Annotated in this window: 17 protein-coding genes and 1 pseudogene; 11 read left to right on the forward strand and 7 right to left on the reverse strand. The window is 55.7% G+C overall.

Annotation, left to right across the window (positions count from 1 at the left end; all coding sequences use genetic code 11):
* The first annotated feature begins 10 nt into the window (after positions 1 to 10).
* The 3 genes from ACA069_RS12080 to ACA069_RS12090 are packed head-to-tail and all read left to right on the forward strand — an operon-like array spanning position 11 to position 2,876.
* Positions 11 to 1,552, forward strand: a complete 1,542-nt coding sequence (locus ACA069_RS12080; protein WP_497617701.1) for a T6SS phospholipase effector Tle1-like catalytic domain-containing protein — start codon at positions 11 to 13, stop codon at positions 1,550 to 1,552.
* Positions 1,552 to 2,208: a DUF2931 family protein gene (locus tag ACA069_RS12085; protein ID WP_497617702.1), complete on the forward strand. Its 657-nt coding sequence runs from the start codon at positions 1,552 to 1,554 to the stop codon at positions 2,206 to 2,208. Before ACA069_RS12080 ends, ACA069_RS12085 begins: the two co-directional genes overlap by 1 nt.
* Before the next feature lie 11 nt (positions 2,209 to 2,219).
* The gene (locus ACA069_RS12090) at positions 2,220 to 2,876 is read left to right on the forward strand and encodes a DUF2931 family protein (RefSeq protein ID WP_497617703.1); all 657 of its coding nucleotides are present in this window, start codon (positions 2,220 to 2,222) and stop codon (positions 2,874 to 2,876) included.
* Positions 2,877 to 2,915: 39 nt separating this feature from the next.
* Here ACA069_RS12090 and ACA069_RS12095 read toward each other — a convergent pair.
* Positions 2,916 to 4,138 (reverse strand): IS3 family transposase gene (locus tag ACA069_RS12095; RefSeq protein WP_497617704.1). Its coding sequence is split into 2 segments (ribosomal slippage): positions 2,916 to 3,787 and positions 3,787 to 4,138, totalling 1,224 coding nucleotides; the frame shifts between segments, so codons are not numbered across the junction.
* 1,036 nt (positions 4,139 to 5,174) lie between these two features.
* On the opposite strand from ACA069_RS12095, the gene ACA069_RS12100 reads away from it, so the two are divergent.
* Positions 5,175 to 5,492 (forward strand): DUF7677 family protein, encoded by a 318-nt coding sequence (locus ACA069_RS12100; RefSeq protein ID WP_175553718.1) that lies wholly within the window; start codon positions 5,175 to 5,177, stop codon positions 5,490 to 5,492.
* Positions 5,493 to 5,703: 211 nt separating this feature from the next.
* Here the strand turns inward: ACA069_RS12100 and ACA069_RS12105 are convergent, their stop codons facing one another.
* Both ACA069_RS12105 and ACA069_RS12110 read right to left on the reverse strand, forming a co-directional pair.
* On the reverse strand, positions 5,704 to 6,810 hold the full coding sequence (locus ACA069_RS12105; RefSeq protein WP_497617705.1) for a DNA alkylation repair protein: 1,107 nt from the start codon (positions 6,808 to 6,810) through the stop codon (positions 5,704 to 5,706).
* A gap of 2 nt (positions 6,811 to 6,812) precedes the next feature.
* Positions 6,813 to 7,418, reverse strand: a complete 606-nt coding sequence (locus tag ACA069_RS12110; protein WP_497617707.1) for a glutathione S-transferase — start codon at positions 7,416 to 7,418, stop codon at positions 6,813 to 6,815.
* 353 nt (positions 7,419 to 7,771) lie between these two features.
* Between ACA069_RS12110 and ACA069_RS12115 the strand changes: the two genes are divergently transcribed.
* Positions 7,772 to 9,037 carry a hypothetical protein gene (locus ACA069_RS12115; RefSeq protein ID WP_497617708.1) on the forward strand — a complete coding sequence of 422 codons (1,266 nt, stop codon included), beginning with the start codon at positions 7,772 to 7,774 and terminating at the stop codon, positions 9,035 to 9,037.
* A 38-nt stretch (positions 9,038 to 9,075) separates the two neighbouring features.
* Here the strand turns inward: ACA069_RS12115 and ACA069_RS12120 are convergent.
* A pseudogene (locus ACA069_RS12120) lies at positions 9,076 to 9,977 on the reverse strand (MurR/RpiR family transcriptional regulator).
* A 401-nt stretch (positions 9,978 to 10,378) separates the two neighbouring features.
* Here ACA069_RS12120 and ACA069_RS12125 point away from each other — a divergent pair.
* The 3 genes from ACA069_RS12125 (at position 10,379) to ACA069_RS12135 (ending at position 12,931) form a co-directional block, all read left to right on the forward strand.
* Complete coding sequence (locus tag ACA069_RS12125; protein WP_047301757.1) at positions 10,379 to 10,783, forward strand: TraR/DksA family transcriptional regulator; 405 nt, start codon at positions 10,379 to 10,381, stop codon at positions 10,781 to 10,783.
* A 607-nt stretch (positions 10,784 to 11,390) separates the two neighbouring features.
* Complete coding sequence (locus tag ACA069_RS12130) at positions 11,391 to 12,614, forward strand: methyl-accepting chemotaxis protein (protein WP_489880125.1); 1,224 nt, start codon at positions 11,391 to 11,393, stop codon at positions 12,612 to 12,614.
* 113 nt (positions 12,615 to 12,727) lie between these two features.
* Positions 12,728 to 12,931: a hypothetical protein gene (locus ACA069_RS12135; RefSeq protein WP_187681284.1), complete on the forward strand. Its 204-nt coding sequence runs from the start codon at positions 12,728 to 12,730 to the stop codon at positions 12,929 to 12,931.
* Positions 12,932 to 12,937: 6 nt separating this feature from the next.
* On the opposite strand, the gene ACA069_RS12140 is transcribed toward ACA069_RS12135, so the two are convergent.
* Positions 12,938 to 13,174, reverse strand: coding sequence for a DUF2789 family protein (locus ACA069_RS12140; protein WP_489880076.1), 237 nt, complete (start codon positions 13,172 to 13,174; stop codon positions 12,938 to 12,940).
* A 49-nt stretch (positions 13,175 to 13,223) separates the two neighbouring features.
* A complete protein-coding gene (locus ACA069_RS12145) occupies positions 13,224 to 13,499 on the reverse strand; it encodes a hypothetical protein (RefSeq protein WP_401265439.1) in 276 nt (91 codons plus the stop codon).
* A gap of 422 nt (positions 13,500 to 13,921) precedes the next feature.
* Here ACA069_RS12145 and ACA069_RS12150 point away from each other — a divergent pair, with 422 nt between their 5' ends.
* From ACA069_RS12150 to ACA069_RS12160, 3 genes are all read left to right on the forward strand, one after another.
* Positions 13,922 to 14,371 (forward strand): hypothetical protein, encoded by a 450-nt coding sequence (locus ACA069_RS12150; RefSeq protein ID WP_497617709.1) that lies wholly within the window; start codon positions 13,922 to 13,924, stop codon positions 14,369 to 14,371.
* 8 nt (positions 14,372 to 14,379) lie between these two features.
* The gene (locus tag ACA069_RS12155) at positions 14,380 to 14,577 is read left to right on the forward strand and encodes a hypothetical protein (RefSeq protein WP_401265437.1); all 198 of its coding nucleotides are present in this window, start codon (positions 14,380 to 14,382) and stop codon (positions 14,575 to 14,577) included.
* A gap of 127 nt (positions 14,578 to 14,704) precedes the next feature.
* A complete protein-coding gene (locus ACA069_RS12160; protein ID WP_497617710.1) occupies positions 14,705 to 15,721 on the forward strand; it encodes an ABC transporter substrate-binding protein in 1,017 nt (338 codons plus the stop codon).
* Positions 15,722 to 15,836: 115 nt separating this feature from the next.
* On the opposite strand, the gene ACA069_RS12165 is transcribed toward ACA069_RS12160, so the two are convergent.
* A complete protein-coding gene (locus ACA069_RS12165; protein ID WP_497617711.1) occupies positions 15,837 to 17,969 on the reverse strand; it encodes a TonB-dependent receptor in 2,133 nt (710 codons plus the stop codon).
* Positions 17,970 to 18,053 lie beyond the last annotated feature (84 nt).

Genomic DNA, 18,053 nt, shown 5'->3' on the forward strand with positions numbered 1-18,053 from the left:
GGAATCAAGGATGAGCGGCTACGTCCCCAACCCCCCGAAAAACCACCGCTACGAAGAAGCCAAACCCGTCGATATCCATGCCCAGCGCTGGGCGGAATATGAGAAACACGGGAAAGAACCTGCGCCCGAGCCCGAGAAGATTGGGATCGCGTTGCGGATTGGGGTTTTCTTTGATGGCACTGGGAATAATGCGAATAACACGGCTGCTGGGTTGCTGTGTGGTGCGCAGCATCCGATTGCGCCAGAGGATATTCCTGCGAGTTGCAAGCCATACATGAGTGACCCGGATAGCAGCTATGGCGCCGGCCCAACCAACGTTAAAAAATTACATTCTTTATATAAAAACACTCAAAAAGCTGAAAGCGATGGCGCTTTCAAGTACATATCGCGTCCAATCTATGTCGATGGAATAGGCACTGAAACCAATCAGAAAGACAGTGTTCTGGGGGGCGGGACGGGGCGGGGTGATACGGGTGTGGCGGGGCGTGTGCAAGAGGCCTTCACTCAAATAGAACGAACTATTGAACAGATACTGCAAGATAATCCCGACAGTGAAATCGCCTCTCTGGTCTTTGATACGTTTGGCTTTAGCCGTGGAGCTGCGGCGGCGCGACACTTCTCAAATGAAGTGGTGCGAGGTAAGCGAGGTCCTTTGGGAAATGTGCTAAACAGAAATGCCCGAGATTTTAGCCGCAGCTTTGATAGTCAGTACGGCAGCGGCATCAAAATGGGATTTATCGGGCTTTTCGATACGGTACCTTCCATTGCCGGTTTCACCAATTTTGGTCGGGTGAAGAGTCCTATCGCTCCCGGTGTGAAGCTTTACCTGGATCGCCAGTTCTTCACAGATGTTGTTCATCTCGTAGCCAGAGATGAATGTCGTGCGAATTTCGCACTCAGCCGAGTGAAACCAGCCCATCCGGAGTACTCCTTTCCTGGAGTCCATTCGGATATCGGCGGCAGCTACCTCGATGAAGTCGAAGAGTGTGTGCTGGTCAGCCCTATGCAAACACTTGCTGTTCCGCGGCATACCGACGTTTCTACCACGTCGATCTATCAAGATGCTGCGCGCGTCAAACGTCAGTGGGTCGCTAAAGGATGGCCTGCCCATTTACTGGAAATTGTCACACCAGCCTCCTTCGAAATTCCGCAGGAGCACCAAGACAGGCTCACGCAGGGACAGAAACGCGTATATGCAGCTCTACAACTCAAACGCCCGGTTAGCGGTAAGCTTTCGAGAATCTACCTGAGAGTCATGCATCAACTAGCGAAAGAAAAGGGCGTTCAGTTCTCCGACATACCCGAAGATGACGAGTACTCAATCCCTGAAGAACTCCAGTCCTTGTGTGATCGATTTCTCGCGGGTGATTACAAAACCACACTTGAGGACGAAGCGCTGCTGAGGCTCAAATACATCCACACCTCCGCGAATTGGAACCATCCCCTCGGAAGAACGGACGGGAGTGGCATTGACGCTGTATATATCAATGCTCCGACAGAAGACGCGGTTCGCGTACAACACCCACACGTACCTGATTGGAAGCTTTGGTAATGAAAGCAATGATCGCCTTGCTCGGTGTTTTACTGTTGGCAGGATGCCAAACCGGAAGTTCCGACACCGGCGCGAATGACCCTAAATCTCCATGGTGGGAGTTGGGGTTTATTGAACCGGATTACATGAAAGTTTGGGTAGAAGACAGTTCGGTTTTGGACATCAATAACAGGATGTTTTTCAGAGTCGGCGGGAAGTCCGCTGCAGGCGGTGAGCCGGAAGATGGTACAGAATCAGCGCGTGGTTGGGGGGTAGCTGGGGGGGCTGGAATTCCAGTGACGGGTGCCGACCTTCCAAAACTCGTCTTCGTCCGTTGGCAGTCCATATCAGAACAAAAGACCTATAAAGGTTTCATAGAAATTCCAGAAGAAGCTAGGCAACTGATGGTGAAATCAACACACCAGCGTTGCCCGGAAACGCCCAAAAAAACAGCTCGATATATGGCCTCGTTGTATGTGGGACTTGCCCCTGGCGGAGTGCTCCAAGCATGGGTTAGAGACTCGTGCCACCACCCAACAAAGGTCGCCCATGCCCAAGGCGAGATTGAACCGCTCGGCCCGCAGCAGGGGAAGCACGGTGGTCGGTATGCCTATCCAGTGAGTGAAAAGGCCAAGCGTTATATCGAGAGGTGGGGCATCCCTTACGGAAGTTGGTAAACGGTAAACCAATGAAGCCAAGCATCACGCTGCTATGCATATTGTTCTTGGCCGGTTGCCAATCTGCAGATCCGCTATCAGGCAAAAACGATCCCAAAGCCGAGTCGTGGGAACTCGCGTTCACCGAACCCTATTACATGAAAGTGTGGGTTGAAGACAGCGCCGTCGAAGACGTAAGCGGCAAGCTGTTCAAGCGCACGGGAGGAGGTACGGCCGCAGGTGGGGAACCCGAAAGCGGTAAAGCGTCTGCCCGAGGCTGGCACGCTGTGGGCGCTGCCTCAAAAGCGGTAATAGGCGCTGATCTCCCCAAGCGCATCTACGTGCGCTGGCAATCCATTGTTGAACCGCAGACCTATCAGGTTTGGGTTGATGTGCCCGAAGAGGCGAGACAACTGATGATGGCCTCGGTTAATCAGCGGTGCCCCGAAACGCCGGAGCAACAGGCCAGTTACAGCGCATCTATTTATTTGGGATTGGCACCTGGGGGCGTTGTGCAGGTTTTTGTTCGAGATTCGTGCCACCGTCCCATCAAAGTGGCCAGAGCCCAAGCTGAGATAGAGCCCTTGGGGCCGAGCCAAGGAAAAAACCAAGGGCGATACGCGTATCCCGTTAGTGAGAAGACCACGCGGTACATCGAGAAATACGGCATTCCATACGGAAGTTGGTAGGGTGTCTAGTCCTGAAATAGGTTTACACCTGTTTCAGCCTCAAAACGCCCGATGCACCGCATCGGGCGTTTTGTATTTCAGCGACAGATGAGGCCGCTCGTTGTTATAGATCTGCACCGACTCGTCCACCATCCGGATGGCTTCTGCCAAATCTTTGGGGCGATGCAGCAATAACTCGTTTTTCAAAATCCCATTCACACGCTCAGCTAATGCATTTTGGTAGCAGTCGTAGCCATCGGTCATTGAACAGGTGATGCCGTACTTGGCATGCAGCCGCTGATAAAGCTCGGAGCAGTATTGGACGCCTCTGTCCGAGTGATGCACCAGACGTTGTTCCGTTGTCCGCTGCTTGAGGGCTTTGTTGAACGCTTGGATCACCGATTCGGTGTGCAAGCTTTCATGTACATGGTGCCCCACGATTTTTCGGGAGTACGCATCGGTGACCAAACTCAGATAAGCCACACCCGTTTGCGTCGGTAAGTAGGTGATGTCCGCAACCCATACTTGCTCTGGCGCCTTGGCGACTACCTGAATCGGTCCATCTTTGAGCAGGTTTGGATGCCGGCGAAAGCGATGATGGCTGTCTGTCGTTTTGTGATACGCCCGTCTGCGAGGAACCAGTTCGCGCCGATCTCGCAAGATATCGAATAAACGGTCTCGACCAACCTTTACGGACACTTCTGGCTCAGTGCGCATTAGATTGTGAAGTTTTCGGGTGCCAAGGCGCGGTTGCCTAAGTCGCTTTTCCCTCACGAATCCCATCACTTCCTGGGCATGACGGGCCCGGGCATCACACGCCCGGTTGCGCTTGTAATAAGCCTGACGGGAAATCCCCATGAACTGGCAAGCCCTACTGATGCTCAGGCCTTGGATCTGCCCTTGGGAGAGGACTTGCCGGATCGCTTTTTTACGACAGAAACACCGAAGTCGTTCTTCAAAACGTCAACGACGGCCTCGAAAAACTGAGCTTTCTGGTTGGCTTGGGCAAGCTTTTCTTCAAGCTCTTTGATTCGCTGTTCGGGTGTCAGGGGTTTATCGGGCTCATCCATGGAACGGGGTCTCTTGGAGCGAATGGACGCGCCTTGACTCCAGTCCTGCCGACCATGCCTGCGTAACCAGTTCAGTACGGTCGTTTTACCCTGAATGCCATAGCGCTCTTGAGCCTCTTTATAACTCAACTCGCCTTTTTCGACCTGATCGACGACCGACAATTTAAAGGTCAGCGTGTAATCACGCTGACTGCGCCTTTCTCCCGTATTCATTACTCCCTCCTGAGAATGGGTCAGAAGGTGTAAACCTTATTCAGGACGGGACAGGGGTCAGAAACAGGGGGGGGGGATTTCCCCTACAGTCTGTCCTTGCAATCTGTAATCGATGGATCGCGTTCTTTAGATAGTGGTCGCTCGTGAATGGCCGCTGTCGGCCAAGAGCAGACGTTCGAACCTGAGGTAATGCGATGAAGAGAAAAACAAGTATGACTGCACCTCTGACCAGTAACGCAGAAACCCAGCCTGGGCCTGGCTGGACGTTTGACCCTGATCGCATGATCCGAATAGCCGATTGTCATTCGATCATCGAAGTACTTCGCCACATCAAACACAGTGGGCCGGAATGGGCGCATCGTTATGTCCATATTTCCTTTCCCGGCCAATCAAATGCCTGGGCTCTGGTGTACCCGCTTCAGAATGCCAGTGCACCGTACTTTGACTTCATGTATAGCCACTAAAAGCCTCCTCAGGAAGCGCTGTCCGCACTGCTAAGGAAATATCCACAGTGTTCCGTCATCGACTGGTCGCCCGGGCGCTTGGCCTGCATCGAAGCTCAGGGGGTGGATGTTGAGGCACTCGCTGAAATTATCCGGGATCTAGCTGAAGCTGTTTGGGACGAGCACATCACGTTCGTCGATGCTTCGTACGAGGATTTCTACGTATCGAAAGCCCCAAATTTGATCAGGCACTCGCCCATCTCCGGTCGTTCTATGACAGCGCGAGTTGCCAAATAGCATTTGAGCAGGCAGGCTACTCCAAGCGACTTCGTGAAACGCTTGATGAAAGCAGATACCCTCGACTGGTCGAAGAAGAGCATGCCTTCATACAGCAGCATTTCACTCATCGGTGACGCTAGCCGATAGCTGCAACTACTGACCGTCCGCTTCCGGCCGTAATCAGGCAGTAAGCAACCTATTGCTAATGCTTATTGCTCGGTTCAGGTCTTTCTCGATCACAATAAAACGGCAAAAAAAGGCGTTGGTTGATTATGAGCGCTAAAATCCAGAATATTTACTAAAAGAAAATGTACATGAAGAAGCTGAGTAATGATTTCAGTGGAGCACTCCGAACGTTTGCGTACTATATGGCAAGTGGAACCCACTACATGCTTGAAAACGTGGAGTACATCGATATTTATGGTTCTGAGCCGAGTGCAATTGAGATGGTCTTCGCGATATTCGCGAACGTCATAGAGATGGACGGTGAAGGTAACGTGCTCAATTTTACCTACGCCCAAAGGAGAGCGACTGACTACTTAAGGTCATACTGCGACCCATCTTTCAAAGTAACGCCGCCTCTTGAAGACTGGGAAACTGAGCTATATGGGCCGCCCTCACTCGGACGCTAAAAAATGCTTTAGTTCGCAGACACGGGGACCGGAAAGGGTCGAAATATCGAGCCGAATGGCAGGTTGTGGCCGAAAGCAGCTTTCCGCGAACGTCTGCTTTTGGCCGATAGCAGTCCTTCATAACTGGCCGCTTATTATGACCTGAAGGCGGCCCACCCGTGATTTCGCACCTGTTCAACCTTCGCCAGATCTCCTCAATCTCTTTGTCGCGTCATCCTGCGATGATGTTGAACGCGCTAGTCGCCAACACCTCCCCATTAACCATCACCCGCACCCCATGCAGCCCAACAAAATGCTTCCTCGTCGTAAAATCCTTTATCACCTGCCGCCGCCCCACAACCACCTCTCCAAACCCCGCCAACACCAGCGTCTTCAACTTGAAAACCTTCCCCGATACCCCGCCATTCGCCTTCACATAGTCAATCGCATAATCAATCACTAGCCTTTGCTCTTCCGCCACCGTCGACTTCACCACAAACGACAACGTAATCGCTTCCCCGAGCCTTACCACCGCCGGTTCAACCTTCACATCCAGCAACTCAACCTCAGGCTTCCCGCCAGCGCCAATCACCGTCAACGCGCGCAAATCCCCCTGTTTGATCAAACTCCGCAACGCATGTTTCGCAATCCAGGCTGTGTGTTTGTTTTCCAGCGACCAACCTTCAATCGTGTCGAGCACCCATTCCGGATGCACTTTCGTCACGTCATTCAAATGATTCGCCACGGACTTGCGCACGTATAGGCTCTCATCCGCTTTCAACCGATCGAGTATCCCGGCGGCCAATTGCGGGTCAGCCTGTATCGCTTCGAGCCGAAACGACCACGGCAGGCGAGGGCGGCTGCCTTCGCTGGCGAGGCGGCGGACGTGGTGGTTTTCGTCTTGGGTCCAGTCGTGCATTTGTTCCAGCGAGCGTTCCAGGTCGCTGCGCAGAAAGTGGCGGATGGCGAATTCGGAGGAGCCGAAGGTGGTGAAGTATTTCAGGGTGTCCATGGAGGTATCGAAGGCGTGCGCGCCGTAGCTGGCGACGTAGTGCGGCAGGCACATGCTGACGAATCCGCTGTTCAGCCGTGGGGCGAGTTCGCGCAGGACTTCGAGGGAGTCTTCGTAGTCCAGCGGTAGCACGGCGTGCAGGCTTTCGCTGACGCGGGCCATGCGTTGCATGACGGACAGGTCGGCGAGGCCGTCATTGGCGTGTTTAAGGAATGCTTTGGCTTTGAACGCCGGGTACACGGCGCTCATTTCGGTGGCGATGTGGCGCAATCGCTCGGCGTTGAAGATTTCCTTGAGGGCCGGTGCGGCGGTTTCAGTTGTGCTCATGTTCAGGTCATCGGCGTGCTGACGAACGCTTCGAGCGTTTCGGCGTAGGCGGTGTATTGGGCGATATGGGGGTAGCGTCGGGTGTCGATCTGGTCGGGGACGACGAGGTCGGTGAAGCTCCAGGCGACGGCGAGGGTGATGCCGGCCTGGGTCAGAGTGCCGTCGGTGGGGAGGCCGTGTTTTTCGAGTTCGTGTTCGAGGGCGGTGAAGGCGGCGGCGAGTTGGCCTTCGACGCGTTCGATCCACGGTTGATATTGATTGTCGGCCGGGCGCAGGTTGCGTTCGTAGTAGAGCTGCACGGCTTTTTCGCAGGCGGCGAGGCTGAGGCCGACGAGGCGGAGGGCGTGGGCGCGCTGGCTCAACTCTTTCGGCAGCAGGCTTTTGCCGGCGACGGTTTCGAGGTAGTCGAGAATGAGGGTCGAGTCCATGAGGACGACGCCGTCGTCGAGGATCAGTGTGGGGGCCTTGACCACCGGGTTGATCTGCTGGAATTGCTCGAAGTGGCGGAACACCGAGACTGACTCGTGTTCGAGGTCGATGTCCAGGCGTTTGGCGGAGATCGCCACGCGGCGCACGTAAGGTGAGTCGAGCATTCCGATCAGTTTCATGTGCAACTCCTTGGCGTGACTGATTGCTACCGTCGATGGGTGACGAATGTAGCGGGAAAGGTTGTCGATTGACTACTGCTCGGCACTGCCGGTCTTCCCGGCACAAGCTGTAACGGTCATGAAACACCCGAAAATAAAGGGCCAAACCGGCCTTGCCAGTTGCGCCAGTGAATCTATAGTCAAAGTGCCAGCACCGACCAGGGATGGAACAGTTAAGCGAGCTCAGACCCTCTGATTCAGTACTCGTTTGTATTACTCCCTTGTAGTCCATGATCCCGAAATCGTTGAGGCGCCGACCTGTGCGCATTCAATGCGTCAGGTCGTGCTTTCGATACTGCAGGGAGGGTGATCGCATGAAAGCTTCTAAGCATTTGATGTTTTGTCTGATGGGGGCGGGGTTGGCGGGGTGTGGGAGTTCGAAGCCGGCTCCTGGAGTTGTGGCGGAGAATTGGACAACGAATACAGAACAGCTCGGGATTAAAGCGATTTATCCCCCACGGACTAACGTAGAGGTAGGGGATTTGTTCATTGCACGAGCGGTAAAAGTCGGTGAAAAAATTTCGACGGCTGACTATGTGTTGGCCTCAACAAAATTCGATTACATCAACATAGATGCGGCGATTGTCGAGTCTCGGCCCAGGCACAGTTTCCAGTCGATGGCTACTTACGATGATGGGTCGGGCAGCGGTGCGGTAACGACTCGCGCCTTGATCCCTATGACGATAAACCAAAAACAAGTTAACAGTCTGGTGGCGTTTCCGGGATTCACATTTGCTTCTCTGGCGGAGAGTGATATAGGAGTCAACGTGACTAGCAGCGCGATTGGGGCCGCTTTGGGATTTGGGCGGCGCTCCAAGTACAGTGTTTCTTATTCGGTACCGAGTGCTGAAACTTACGGTGCGATGTATCTCCCTGCCAGAAAATTGTTCGATGCGGAGACCGCCAAACGCTATACCGAAGACGATCTACAAAGAATGCGCGACGCTGCCGATCAATTGCAGGCTGCACAGGTCAACAAAACTAATGCTACCTCGCCAGTTTTGGTATTTGTCACTGATGTGTTTATGACCAGGGCACTGGATGTAATGGTGTCGTCTGAAGACGGTATGAGTGGTACGTTTTCCGCCGTCACATTGTCGATGGTGGAGTTGAGTGAGAAGAAAAAATCTCTTCAAGCGCAACTTGGAAAATTGACTGGCCAAAAGCCTGAAGAGCAACCCGCTGCTGAGGAACCAGCCAAGCCTAAGCCAGAAGAACCGAAACCTGCGGTAGCCGGGGCTCAGCCCAAAGTGGAGAACGCAGCGCAATCGGGCGGCGGGAAGGCGTCAGAAATTGCCCGCATCAACGCCGAGTTGGTTCAGGTAAATGAGCAACTGAGGACGAAGGTAAGTCAGATCGTTCCCGACATGCCGGGCGTCACGGGTTCAGTCGTCAAATCATCAGCACTGGGAATCACGTTGCGACAAGCGTTTGCCGAACCCGTAGTGATTGGTTATCGGGGCATACACTTCAACATTGCCGCAATGTCCGTTACAAAACCCCCACAGACGGATAACGGCAGTGTGACCGGGCCATTGCAGTTTCCGGGAATAATGCTCAAATCGTCGAAGAAGGAGTAGCTAGTCGGTGGCGAGTACCAGGTATTCGCCACAATCCTTTATTCGTCGAATCCGGCTTGTTCGTGAATCTCATCGACATTCAATTCCAGCCGATAGGCCACGGCCACGAACAACGCCTGGCACAGGCACAACGTCGCGCTCAGCGAGCGAAAGGCGAGGGCGCTGCCTTCATTCACCAGCAACACGCTGTTCGCTCGTTTGGCCAGTGGCGAGAGGTGGCTGTCGGTGATGATCAGGGGGTTGGCCTGTTGCTGGCGGACGTAGCGCAGGCAGTGTTGGGTTTCCTTGGCGTAGGGGGTGAAGCTGATGGCGATGACCAGATCGCCCGCGCGGACGCTACGTATCTGCTCGCGATAGCTACCGCAAAGCCCGGAAACCAGGTGAATACGCTTCTGCGTGTGTTGCAAGTTGTAAACGAGGTAGTCGGCGACGGCGAAGGAGCGGCGCACGCCGACGACATAGATGTTGTAAGCGTTGGTGATCAGGTCGACGCGAAGGCAATGTCGTCGAGTTCGCGGCCCAGGCGTTCGATGCCGGCGCGGGTGGCGTCGATACGTTCGCGGGCGAGGTCGCCGTCGCTGGCTTGCTGCGACTGGTCGGCGATCATGTTGCGGATACGTTGCTGGTAGTTCTGCACCGGCGAGGCTTTGTGGGTGTAGGCGGTGCGGAACAGTGCCTGCATTTCACTGAAGCCGCTGAAACCGAAGCGCTGCGAGAAACGCACGATGGCGGACGGGTGCACTTCGCACTCGCGGGCGATGTCGCTGATGCGGTCGACCATGATCCGGTCACTCTGCTGGCTCATGTAGGTGGCGATGCGTTTGAGTTGGCGCGGCAGGGCTTCGTATTCTTCGGTGATCAGTTGCAGCAGACGCTCGGCATTGATCGGGGGGCTGGCGAGGGTGGGCTCGTCGGAGGCCGGCAGATCGGGGCTTGGCATAAGTCATCCTTTGGGCGCAGCGTGCTGGTTTGGCCTGATATTAGTGGGGCTTTGCCGGGTCTGCTTTGCTGAAACGATGCACTGACGCATGAAAAAAAGGCGATCTGAGACTGTTCTGTTAGCCGTTTGTCTTCTATATACAGCCGCTCGACTGAATTTCTTGCTATAAACGCACTCCGATGACCGTTGTGAAGCTTGTGTCAGAGCAGTTTCCGGGCTTTGTCGGACAAATTCCCTGTATTTACAGTTGCTGATGCCTGAAACGGGCCTTAGACTGCCGCCCCTCGTAAATTGAGTGCCGGGTGGCGTTTGCAATAAACGATGCCTTTTCGTCGACCGGACACGGTTCGCCGGAACGCTCCCTATTTCGCCTTAATGCACGTTTTTTTATAGAGATATCAATGACAAAGGACAAGTTGCTGGCGATGCCGGCAGATGACTACATGAATGCAGAGCAACACGCTTTCTTCGCTGAGCTGTTGCAGAACATGAAAGTCGAAACCCACGAGCGCATTGAGCAAAACCGTATCGCCATCGAAAGCCTGGACACCCCGGCTGACCCGGCGGACGCGGCTTCGGTTGAAGAAGAGCGCACCTGGCTGGTAAACGCGATCGATCGCGACCAGCGCATGCTGCCGCAATTGGAACAAGCCCTTGAGCGCATCAAGGAAGACAGCTTTGGCTGGTGCGACGACAGCGGCGAGGCCATTGGCCTGAAACGCCTGCTGATCAGCCCGACCACCAAGTACTGCATCGAAGCTCAAGAGCGTCACGAGCAGATCGACAAGCACCAGCGTCAGGCCTGATTCCTGAGGCGACCCGCCGATTGCGGGTCGTTCTGAAAAGATCGCAGCCTTCGGCAGCTCCTATATGGGGTTGCAGGGGCTGCGATCTTTGTTTTTGCTCGTCTGCGATATCCCGAGCCGTTCCATTGACCTGCTGCAAGACCCCACGACTAACGGACCATAGATAATGGCGTTGTAGTGGCGTTTAATGCAGTCACAATAATGAGAACAAGCGTGGGGTGTTGATATGACGAGAGACGGATCTCTGGTTGGGGCTTTGCCTGCACCAGTGCTTTTGCCAAAAAACCGCTGGGTCGCACCGACTCTGCAAAGCATCGCCCTGATGCTGTTGCTCGCCGGCATGACGCTGGGTGGATGGTCGCTTTACGTCGGCATGCCCTTGGCGGTGCTGATTGTCTGGCTGCCGCGCCTGCGCTCCCGAGCCGTCCCCGATGTAACGCCTGCCGACTCCGGTAGTGCGATTTCCGAACTCACTCGCGATCTTTCCTACACCACCAGCCATAACGCCTTGTCGGCGGCCGGGGTGGCGTTTTCGGTCAAGGAACTGGCGAGCAAACTTGAATCGCAACTCGATGCGGCAGCGCGGATTGTCAGCAATGCCGAGGTGATGATCGCCACTGAACACGCCACTTCGCAGCTCAGCCGTGAAGCGTTGGCCGCTGCCAGCGAGGCGCATCACAGCAGTGCAGCGGGGCGAACCGAATTGGTCGATTCGATCTCGCGCATGCATCAGCTCAGCCAGCGCGCCAATGCCAGCCGTGAATTGATCGAGGCCTTGAGTCTGCGCAGCGATGATATTCAGCGGGTGACGCTGGTGATTCAGTCGATTGCCAGCCAGACCAATCTGCTGGCGTTGAACGCGGCGATTGAAGCGGCGCGGGCCGGTGAGCACGGTCGCGGATTTGCAGTGGTGGCGGATGAGGTGCGCGGCTTGGCGGCGCGAACGGCGTCGGCGACGGGCGAGGTCGGCGAGATGGTCGCTGACATTCAACAGCGCACCGCCCAGGTTGTGGAGCAGATCCGCGAACTATCCAGCGATTTGAGCAGCGGCGTCGAACAGGTCGAACACACCGGTCAGCACCTGGAGAATATCGCGCGATTGGCGGCGGGGGTGGAAAGTCAGGTCGGCGAGATCGCCAGGGGTGCGGAGACCAACCGCGAGCAACTCGACAGTCTGTTCAAAGCCATCGAGCAGATGCGCAGCGATTTGGCGGTCAGCGATCAGCAGACCCGTCGCCTCGCCGAAGCGGCGGTGCAGATGGAAGGGCAGGCGGAAACCATCAGTGAGCGTCTGGCCGAAGTCGGGCTGGATGACTATCACCAGCGCATCTATGACTTGGCGCGCGAAGGGGCGAGCCAGATTGCCGCGCGTTTCGAGGCGGATATCGAGCAAGGGCGGATCAGCCTCGACGATTTGTTCGACCGTCAGTATCAGCCGATCGCAAATACGCAACCGGCGAAATTTCAAACTCGTTTTGATCGTTACACCGATCAGGTGCTGCCGGCGATTCAGGAGCCGTTGCTGCCGCGTCATGAGGGATTGGTGTTTGCTATTGCCTGCACACAGCAGGGTTACGTGCCGACGCATAATCAGGTGTTCAGTCAGCCGTTGACCGGAGATGCGCAGGTCGATGCGGTTAACAATCGCACTAAACGCAAGTTTGCCGACCGCACCGGGATTCGCTGTGGCAGTCATCAGCAACCGGTGTTGTTGCAGACTTACACGCGCGATACCGGTGAGTTGATGCACGACTTGTCGGTGCCGATCACGATCAAGGGTCGGCACTGGGGCGGATTGCGTTTGGGCTACAAACCGGAAAGCCCGCGCTGATCGATTCTTGCGATTGATGCAATGAATCTGTGCACGGGCGTTGCTGTTTCCTCCGCGAGTAAATCATTAACATGCCTACATAGTTAGGTAGCTAATGATTTGGGGAGGTCTGCATGCAGTGCAGAGTTGATGTTGCCGTGATGATTGGCAGCGGTGTGCCCGCCGGTTTACGCGCGATGGGCCGAAGTGTTTGCTGGGTGGTTTTGCTCAATGGTGAGCGGCGCGGTACTGCGTTTGCCAGTCGTGACGAGGCCGAGGAGTGCAGGGCTGCGTGGCTCGCGCAGTTGCAGGCCGCGCCTGGAGACAGCCTGCACTGATCGAGGTTACTTGCCGTCGTGAAGGCGTACGTTCAGTTCGTCGAAGACTATTGCCCTGTCATCGTCTTTGCCAATCCACTCTTGAAGCGTTTGCTTCTGAGATTCTGACCAGAAGGGCGCATCGACTAATTTGGTGTCAGCGTCCAGTGAATGCCCATCGATGAAATCATCGATATCAGTTTCCTCTGAAGGCAGACCCAACTGATCGAACAGGGTTTTCAAGTTATAACCTTCAAGATCCATCATTTGCTCCTTCTGATGTGCGCCGGTATGGCGCAGTCGATCGCTCTCTTTATCTGAGGCAGGCACTGGCCAGGAGTTCGATTTGCATTTCGAGTGAGCGGGCGAGGGCGCACGCTTCGTTGTGATCTTCGCGGAAACCTCTTACGCGGCCGGTCGATTTTTCCTTGATGTGGAAGAAAGCGTTGCCGGCCGGTACGACTTGAAAGCGCGGAGCCATATCCTTTTGTTGGTGTTCCTGCAGATCGTTCATATCGGCGACATGCAGGATAAGGGGCGATTTGAGTCGGGCGTCAGTGGGCATGGCGAAGTGAGTCAGAGTGCACATATGAAGTCCTTTTCATCGGTTGGCCGATATTTACAGGCCGTTTCGGGTAGTCGTAATGAGCATCGCTGCTCTAGAATCGCCAGTGCTTGTTGACGACAGGGCTTATCTAAAGCAATTTTTCGCGAGTGATATGTCGGAAAAATGCTTTTTTTCGTGAGAATTTTCCCTAAAGTTCGTAATCAGCTTTCTTTGGTCGCCGGTAAGGATTATTCCTTCGAGCTTTGGCGACATTGGAGTGAGTTTCGCGAGTGACATTCCAGTAGTCTTACGAACCTCGCGTTGAATGAGCAGTCTGCTCAGTTCGGGCTTTTATTTGAGTCATTTGGCAGTTCCATCGGCCTGGCCGTTTTTTGTCGTGCGCGTTTTCCGTGTGCGGTTTATTCAGATGTGGGGATGTTTCTTTGGCAGTCAGTAATCTCGATATGCATGCTTTGTTCGTGTTGGGTGATTTGCGTGCAAAGCTGGTCAAGCTGTTCCAATCACGTTTTGTTTACATCACCGAGCAATACGCTGAAGGCATCTACGTTGCCGAAATCGACACTGAAAGCGCTTTGGTGGTCGATGACAAACCGGGCCTGAAGCTCAAGGTTGGCGATCATTTCAGTGCGTCGGTGTTGCCCAGCCGTGAAGGCGGCAAGATGGATATCCGTTTTCGCGAAATCAAACTGACGGTCTATGGCATCGGCGACTACGCCTTCGTCGAGACGGCGGATGGCCACGCGATCCTGTTCAAGGAAGGTCATAGCGTGGTGACCGTGTTCGCCGCCCATGCGCAGTTGCAGGAAGGTCTGACCAAGACCCTGAAAGCCGTCACCGCCAAAGCCGCGAAATGGCGCAAGGGTGAACTGGTGACTTTCAAGGCCAGCGAGTGATCGGTGGTTTGAGCCGCGCCGATTTCCATTCGCAAAACCTCGACAGTGCGCGCGATGAGGCCCGGCGGTTGTTCGCCGCGAAGGCCGAGTTACAAGGCGCCTGGCTCGGTTGGGTCGCCGCGCAGATCTACACGTTGCGCCCGGCGGAATACGCCAGCATGGTCAGACGCGAGCTGCAAAGCATGCAGGAAAAGTCTGAAACCTGACCTCGTCCTGGGTCTGGCCCTGAAAAAGCAGGAACCTCGGCTACAGTCAGTTGACTGAGTATGCAGAGGCTTGCGGTCTTCTCTCAGGCCATCCTGCCATTGCTGTGAACAGCACGAGGTGCAATGCATGAACGGATTTCGACGGTTATTGGCCGCCAGCGTGGCCACATTCGGTTTGCTGACTTCAGTGCCATCGGTCATGGCGGCACAAGCGCCGATCCATTTTGCCGACCTGAACTGGGAAAGCGGCAGCCTGATCACCGATGTCCTGCGGATCATCGTCGAGAAGGGCTACGGATTGTCGACCGACACCTTGCCTGGCACCACCATCACCCTGGAAACCGCGCTGGCCAACAATGACATTCAGGTCATCGGCGAAGAATGGGCCGGGCGCAGTCCGGTGTGGGTCAAGGCTGAGGCAGAAGGCAAGGTCGTGAGCCTGGGCGATACAGTCAAGGGCGCCACCGAAGGCTGGTGGGTGCCGGAATACGTGATCAAGGGCGACCCGGCCAAGGGCATCAAGCCGCTGGCACCGGACCTGCGCAGTGTCAGTGATTTGAAGAAATACAAAGACGTGTTCAAGGACCCGGAAAACCCGAGCAAGGGGCGTTTTCTCAACAGCCCGATCGGCTGGACGTCGGAAGTGGTCAATAAGCAGAAGCTGACCGCGTACGGATTGCAGGACGACTACACCAATTTCCGCAGTGGTTCCGGTGCAGCGCTGGACGCCGAGATCAGTTCTTCGATTCGACGGGGCAAACCGGTGCTGTTCTATTACTGGTCGCCAACACCGTTGCTGGGCAAATTCAAACTGGTGCAACTGGAAGAGCCGCCGTTTGACGCCGAGGCGTGGAAGACGCTGACCGACGCCGATAATCCCAATCCGAAACCAACCCGCTCGCTGGCCTCGAAGCTGTCGATTGGCGTGTCGACGCCGTTTCAGAAGCAGTATCCGCAGATTGCCGAGTTCTTCAGCAAGGTTGATTTTCCGATCGGGCCGTTGAACAAGGCGTTGGCTGAGATGAGTGAGAAACACACCGCGCCCCGTGATGCGGCAGTGGCATTCATGAAGGCGCATCCGGATGTGTGGCAGGCGTGGTTGCCGAAGGATGTGGCGGACAAGGTTTCGGCTGATTTGAAATAGAGAGCCGCGACCACTGGCCTCATCGCGGGCAAGCCCGCTCCCACAGGTTTATCGTCGGATGCAAAATATGTGTACGACACAAAATACTGTGGGAGCGGGCTTGCCCGCGATGCTTTTAGAATCGAGTTTGCACTGCTAGCTCAAAGGTTCGCGGCGTACCCAAATAGTACGCCGGCGAAACATGCGCAAACTCGGCATACACCTCATTGGTCAAATTGCGCACTCGCCCGGTAACGGTGGTGTGCGAATCAACCTTGTAACTGAGGAAACTGCCGAACAGCGTGTACGACGGCACTGTCATGGTGTTGGCGTTATCGGCAAACACCGACGCCACGTAACGCGCATCGACCCCGCCTTGCCACTGCGGCGAGAAATCATAGGTCAGCCACAGATTGCCGACCCGGTCCGGAACGTTGGTCGGTGTGTTGCCTTTGCGCGACACGACCACGCCAGCCGCATTCTTCTCAGTGAAGTCATCGTACTGCGCGTCGACCCAGGCGAAGTTACCCTCGGCCAGCAGTTTGTCGGTGATCCGCAACGAGCTGGCAATCTCGATCCCTTTAGACGTCTGCTGACCGACCGGGATGCTGCTGGCCGGGTCCAGTGGGTCGGTGACGGCAAAGTCCTTTCGTTCAATCGTGTAAGCCGCCACCGTCGCCGAGCCGCGCCCGTTCAGATAATCGAACTTGCTGCCGATTTCCCATTGCTTGCCGGTCGAGACGTCGAAGTCTTGCGTGCCGTTGGGCTGCTCGGCGGCGGTGCTGTATTGCACGTAGACGTTAGCCGATGGGATGAACTGATAGGTCAGACCCGCGCGACCGGTGATTGGCTCCCAACTGCGCTTGAGGTGCTTGGGGTTGGTGGCGGTTACGGTGCGGTGGTTGGTCACGTCGAGATCGATGTCGTCATAACGCAGGCCGGTGAGCAGTGACAGTTTGTCGGTGAGCGCCAGCCGGTTTTCCACGAACAGCGCTTTGGTGGTGACTTCGTTGGTCTTGTCGCTGATCAGCTTGGGATTGGTGCCGGGAATGTCATAGAAATGCCCCGGCCGGTAGTTGTTCGGGTCAACCGTGCTCACGTCTTTGATGTTGAGCGGCGAGTTGGTGGTTTGATTGACTTTGTACTCGAAGCCGCCTGACCACGTTGTATCCAGACCCAGCAGCGTGTTGTCGTGCCGCAGTTCGAACTGGTTGCCGTTCTGCTCGCCCTGATGCCGTACCTGATACGCCGTCGAGCGATTCACCGCCGTGTTGTCGGCGTTGTACTGGTAGGTTTCCAGGTTGCGGTAATCGCGCTGGCTGTCGAGGTGATACAGGGTATTGCGCAGGGTGGTGTTGTCGTTGATCCGGTAGTCGATGATCGAGCGCACCCAGATCGTCCGCTGTTCATATCGACCGTCTTCGACGTTGTAGTTGTTGAAGCGATTGTGTTTATCGATCTTCAACTCGCCGGCCTTGGGGTTGAGCACCGGGGTGCCCCAATACGGACTGTCTTCGTGTTCGTCCTGATATTCCAGCGCCAGGGTGTGCGACAGGTTCGGCGTGAGGTCGCTGAGCAATGAGAACGCCACGCTCCAGGCATCGCGTTCCTGACGGTAGATGTAGCCGTTACTGGTGTTGTGGCTGACGTCGAGACGTGCGTAGTGCTGCATCTCGCTGCTCGGGTCGGTCAGGGCATGGTTGAGGCCGAACGCGGTTTCGGTGGTGTCGTAAGTGCCGTAGCTGACCCTGCCTTCAACAGCCTGTTCGTCGCGGGTTGCCAGTTTGGTCACGTAGTTCAACGAACCACCCACAGAGCCTGCGCCGTTGATCAGCGATGACGGACCACCGACCAGTTCCACTCGATCGTAAATCCACGCATCTACCGGGCGAGCGAGTCCGCCGGACACGTTGATGCCGTTGAACATCTGGGTGATCTGGCTGCTGGTGAAGCCGCGATAGGAGACGAAGCCGCCAAAGCCTGGCGGTGCGCTGGCATTGACGCCGGGCAGGGTGTTGGCGGCGTCCTGGAAGTTCTGTGCGCCGTGGCGTTCGATGTCGTTGCGATTGGCGATGGCCACCGAGGCGGGCGTATCGCGCACGCTCAAGCCGAGGCGCGAGGCCATGCCGCTGGATTGGTCGATGTTTAGGCCCGGTTCGGTGCCGGACTCGCCGTCGATGGTGATCGGCGCCAGATCCACAGTGGATTGCGCCCAGACGTTAACGGACAGGCAGCCGCACAGGCTCGCCAGCAGAGTGAGTTGTTTCATTGTTGAATCCTGAATGCTTGTCTAGGAGTCAGCGCACAGGCGAACGCCGCGCGTTGGCGCAGTGGGCTGACAAATCAAAAAGGC

The organism is Pseudomonas sp. LBUM1652 (genome assembly GCF_059716105.1).

Coding starts and splice junctions, on each gene's coding strand:
- ACA069_RS12080 (WP_497617701.1), top strand. CDS start 11: ATGAGCGGCTACGTCCCCAACCCCCCGAAAAACCACCGCTACGAAGAA.
- ACA069_RS12085 (WP_497617702.1), top strand. CDS start 1,552: ATGAAAGCAATGATCGCCTTGCTCGGTGTTTTACTGTTGGCAGGATGC.
- ACA069_RS12090 (WP_497617703.1), top strand. CDS start 2,220: ATGAAGCCAAGCATCACGCTGCTATGCATATTGTTCTTGGCCGGTTGC.
- ACA069_RS12100 (WP_175553718.1), top strand. CDS start 5,175: ATGAAGAAGCTGAGTAATGATTTCAGTGGAGCACTCCGAACGTTTGCG.
- ACA069_RS12105 (WP_497617705.1), bottom strand. CDS start 6,810: ATGAGCACAACTGAAACCGCCGCACCGGCCCTCAAGGAAATCTTCAAC.
- ACA069_RS12110 (WP_497617707.1), bottom strand. CDS start 7,418: ATGAAACTGATCGGAATGCTCGACTCACCTTACGTGCGCCGCGTGGCG.
- ACA069_RS12115 (WP_497617708.1), top strand. CDS start 7,772: ATGAAAGCTTCTAAGCATTTGATGTTTTGTCTGATGGGGGCGGGGTTG.
- ACA069_RS12125 (WP_047301757.1), top strand. CDS start 10,379: ATGACAAAGGACAAGTTGCTGGCGATGCCGGCAGATGACTACATGAAT.
- ACA069_RS12130 (WP_489880125.1), top strand. CDS start 11,391: ATGATCGCCACTGAACACGCCACTTCGCAGCTCAGCCGTGAAGCGTTG.
- ACA069_RS12135 (WP_187681284.1), top strand. CDS start 12,728: ATGCAGTGCAGAGTTGATGTTGCCGTGATGATTGGCAGCGGTGTGCCC.
- ACA069_RS12140 (WP_489880076.1), bottom strand. CDS start 13,174: ATGGATCTTGAAGGTTATAACTTGAAAACCCTGTTCGATCAGTTGGGT.
- ACA069_RS12145 (WP_401265439.1), bottom strand. CDS start 13,499: ATGTGCACTCTGACTCACTTCGCCATGCCCACTGACGCCCGACTCAAA.
- ACA069_RS12150 (WP_497617709.1), top strand. CDS start 13,922: ATGCATGCTTTGTTCGTGTTGGGTGATTTGCGTGCAAAGCTGGTCAAG.
- ACA069_RS12160 (WP_497617710.1), top strand. CDS start 14,705: ATGAACGGATTTCGACGGTTATTGGCCGCCAGCGTGGCCACATTCGGT.
- ACA069_RS12165 (WP_497617711.1), bottom strand. CDS start 17,969: ATGAAACAACTCACTCTGCTGGCGAGCCTGTGCGGCTGCCTGTCCGTT.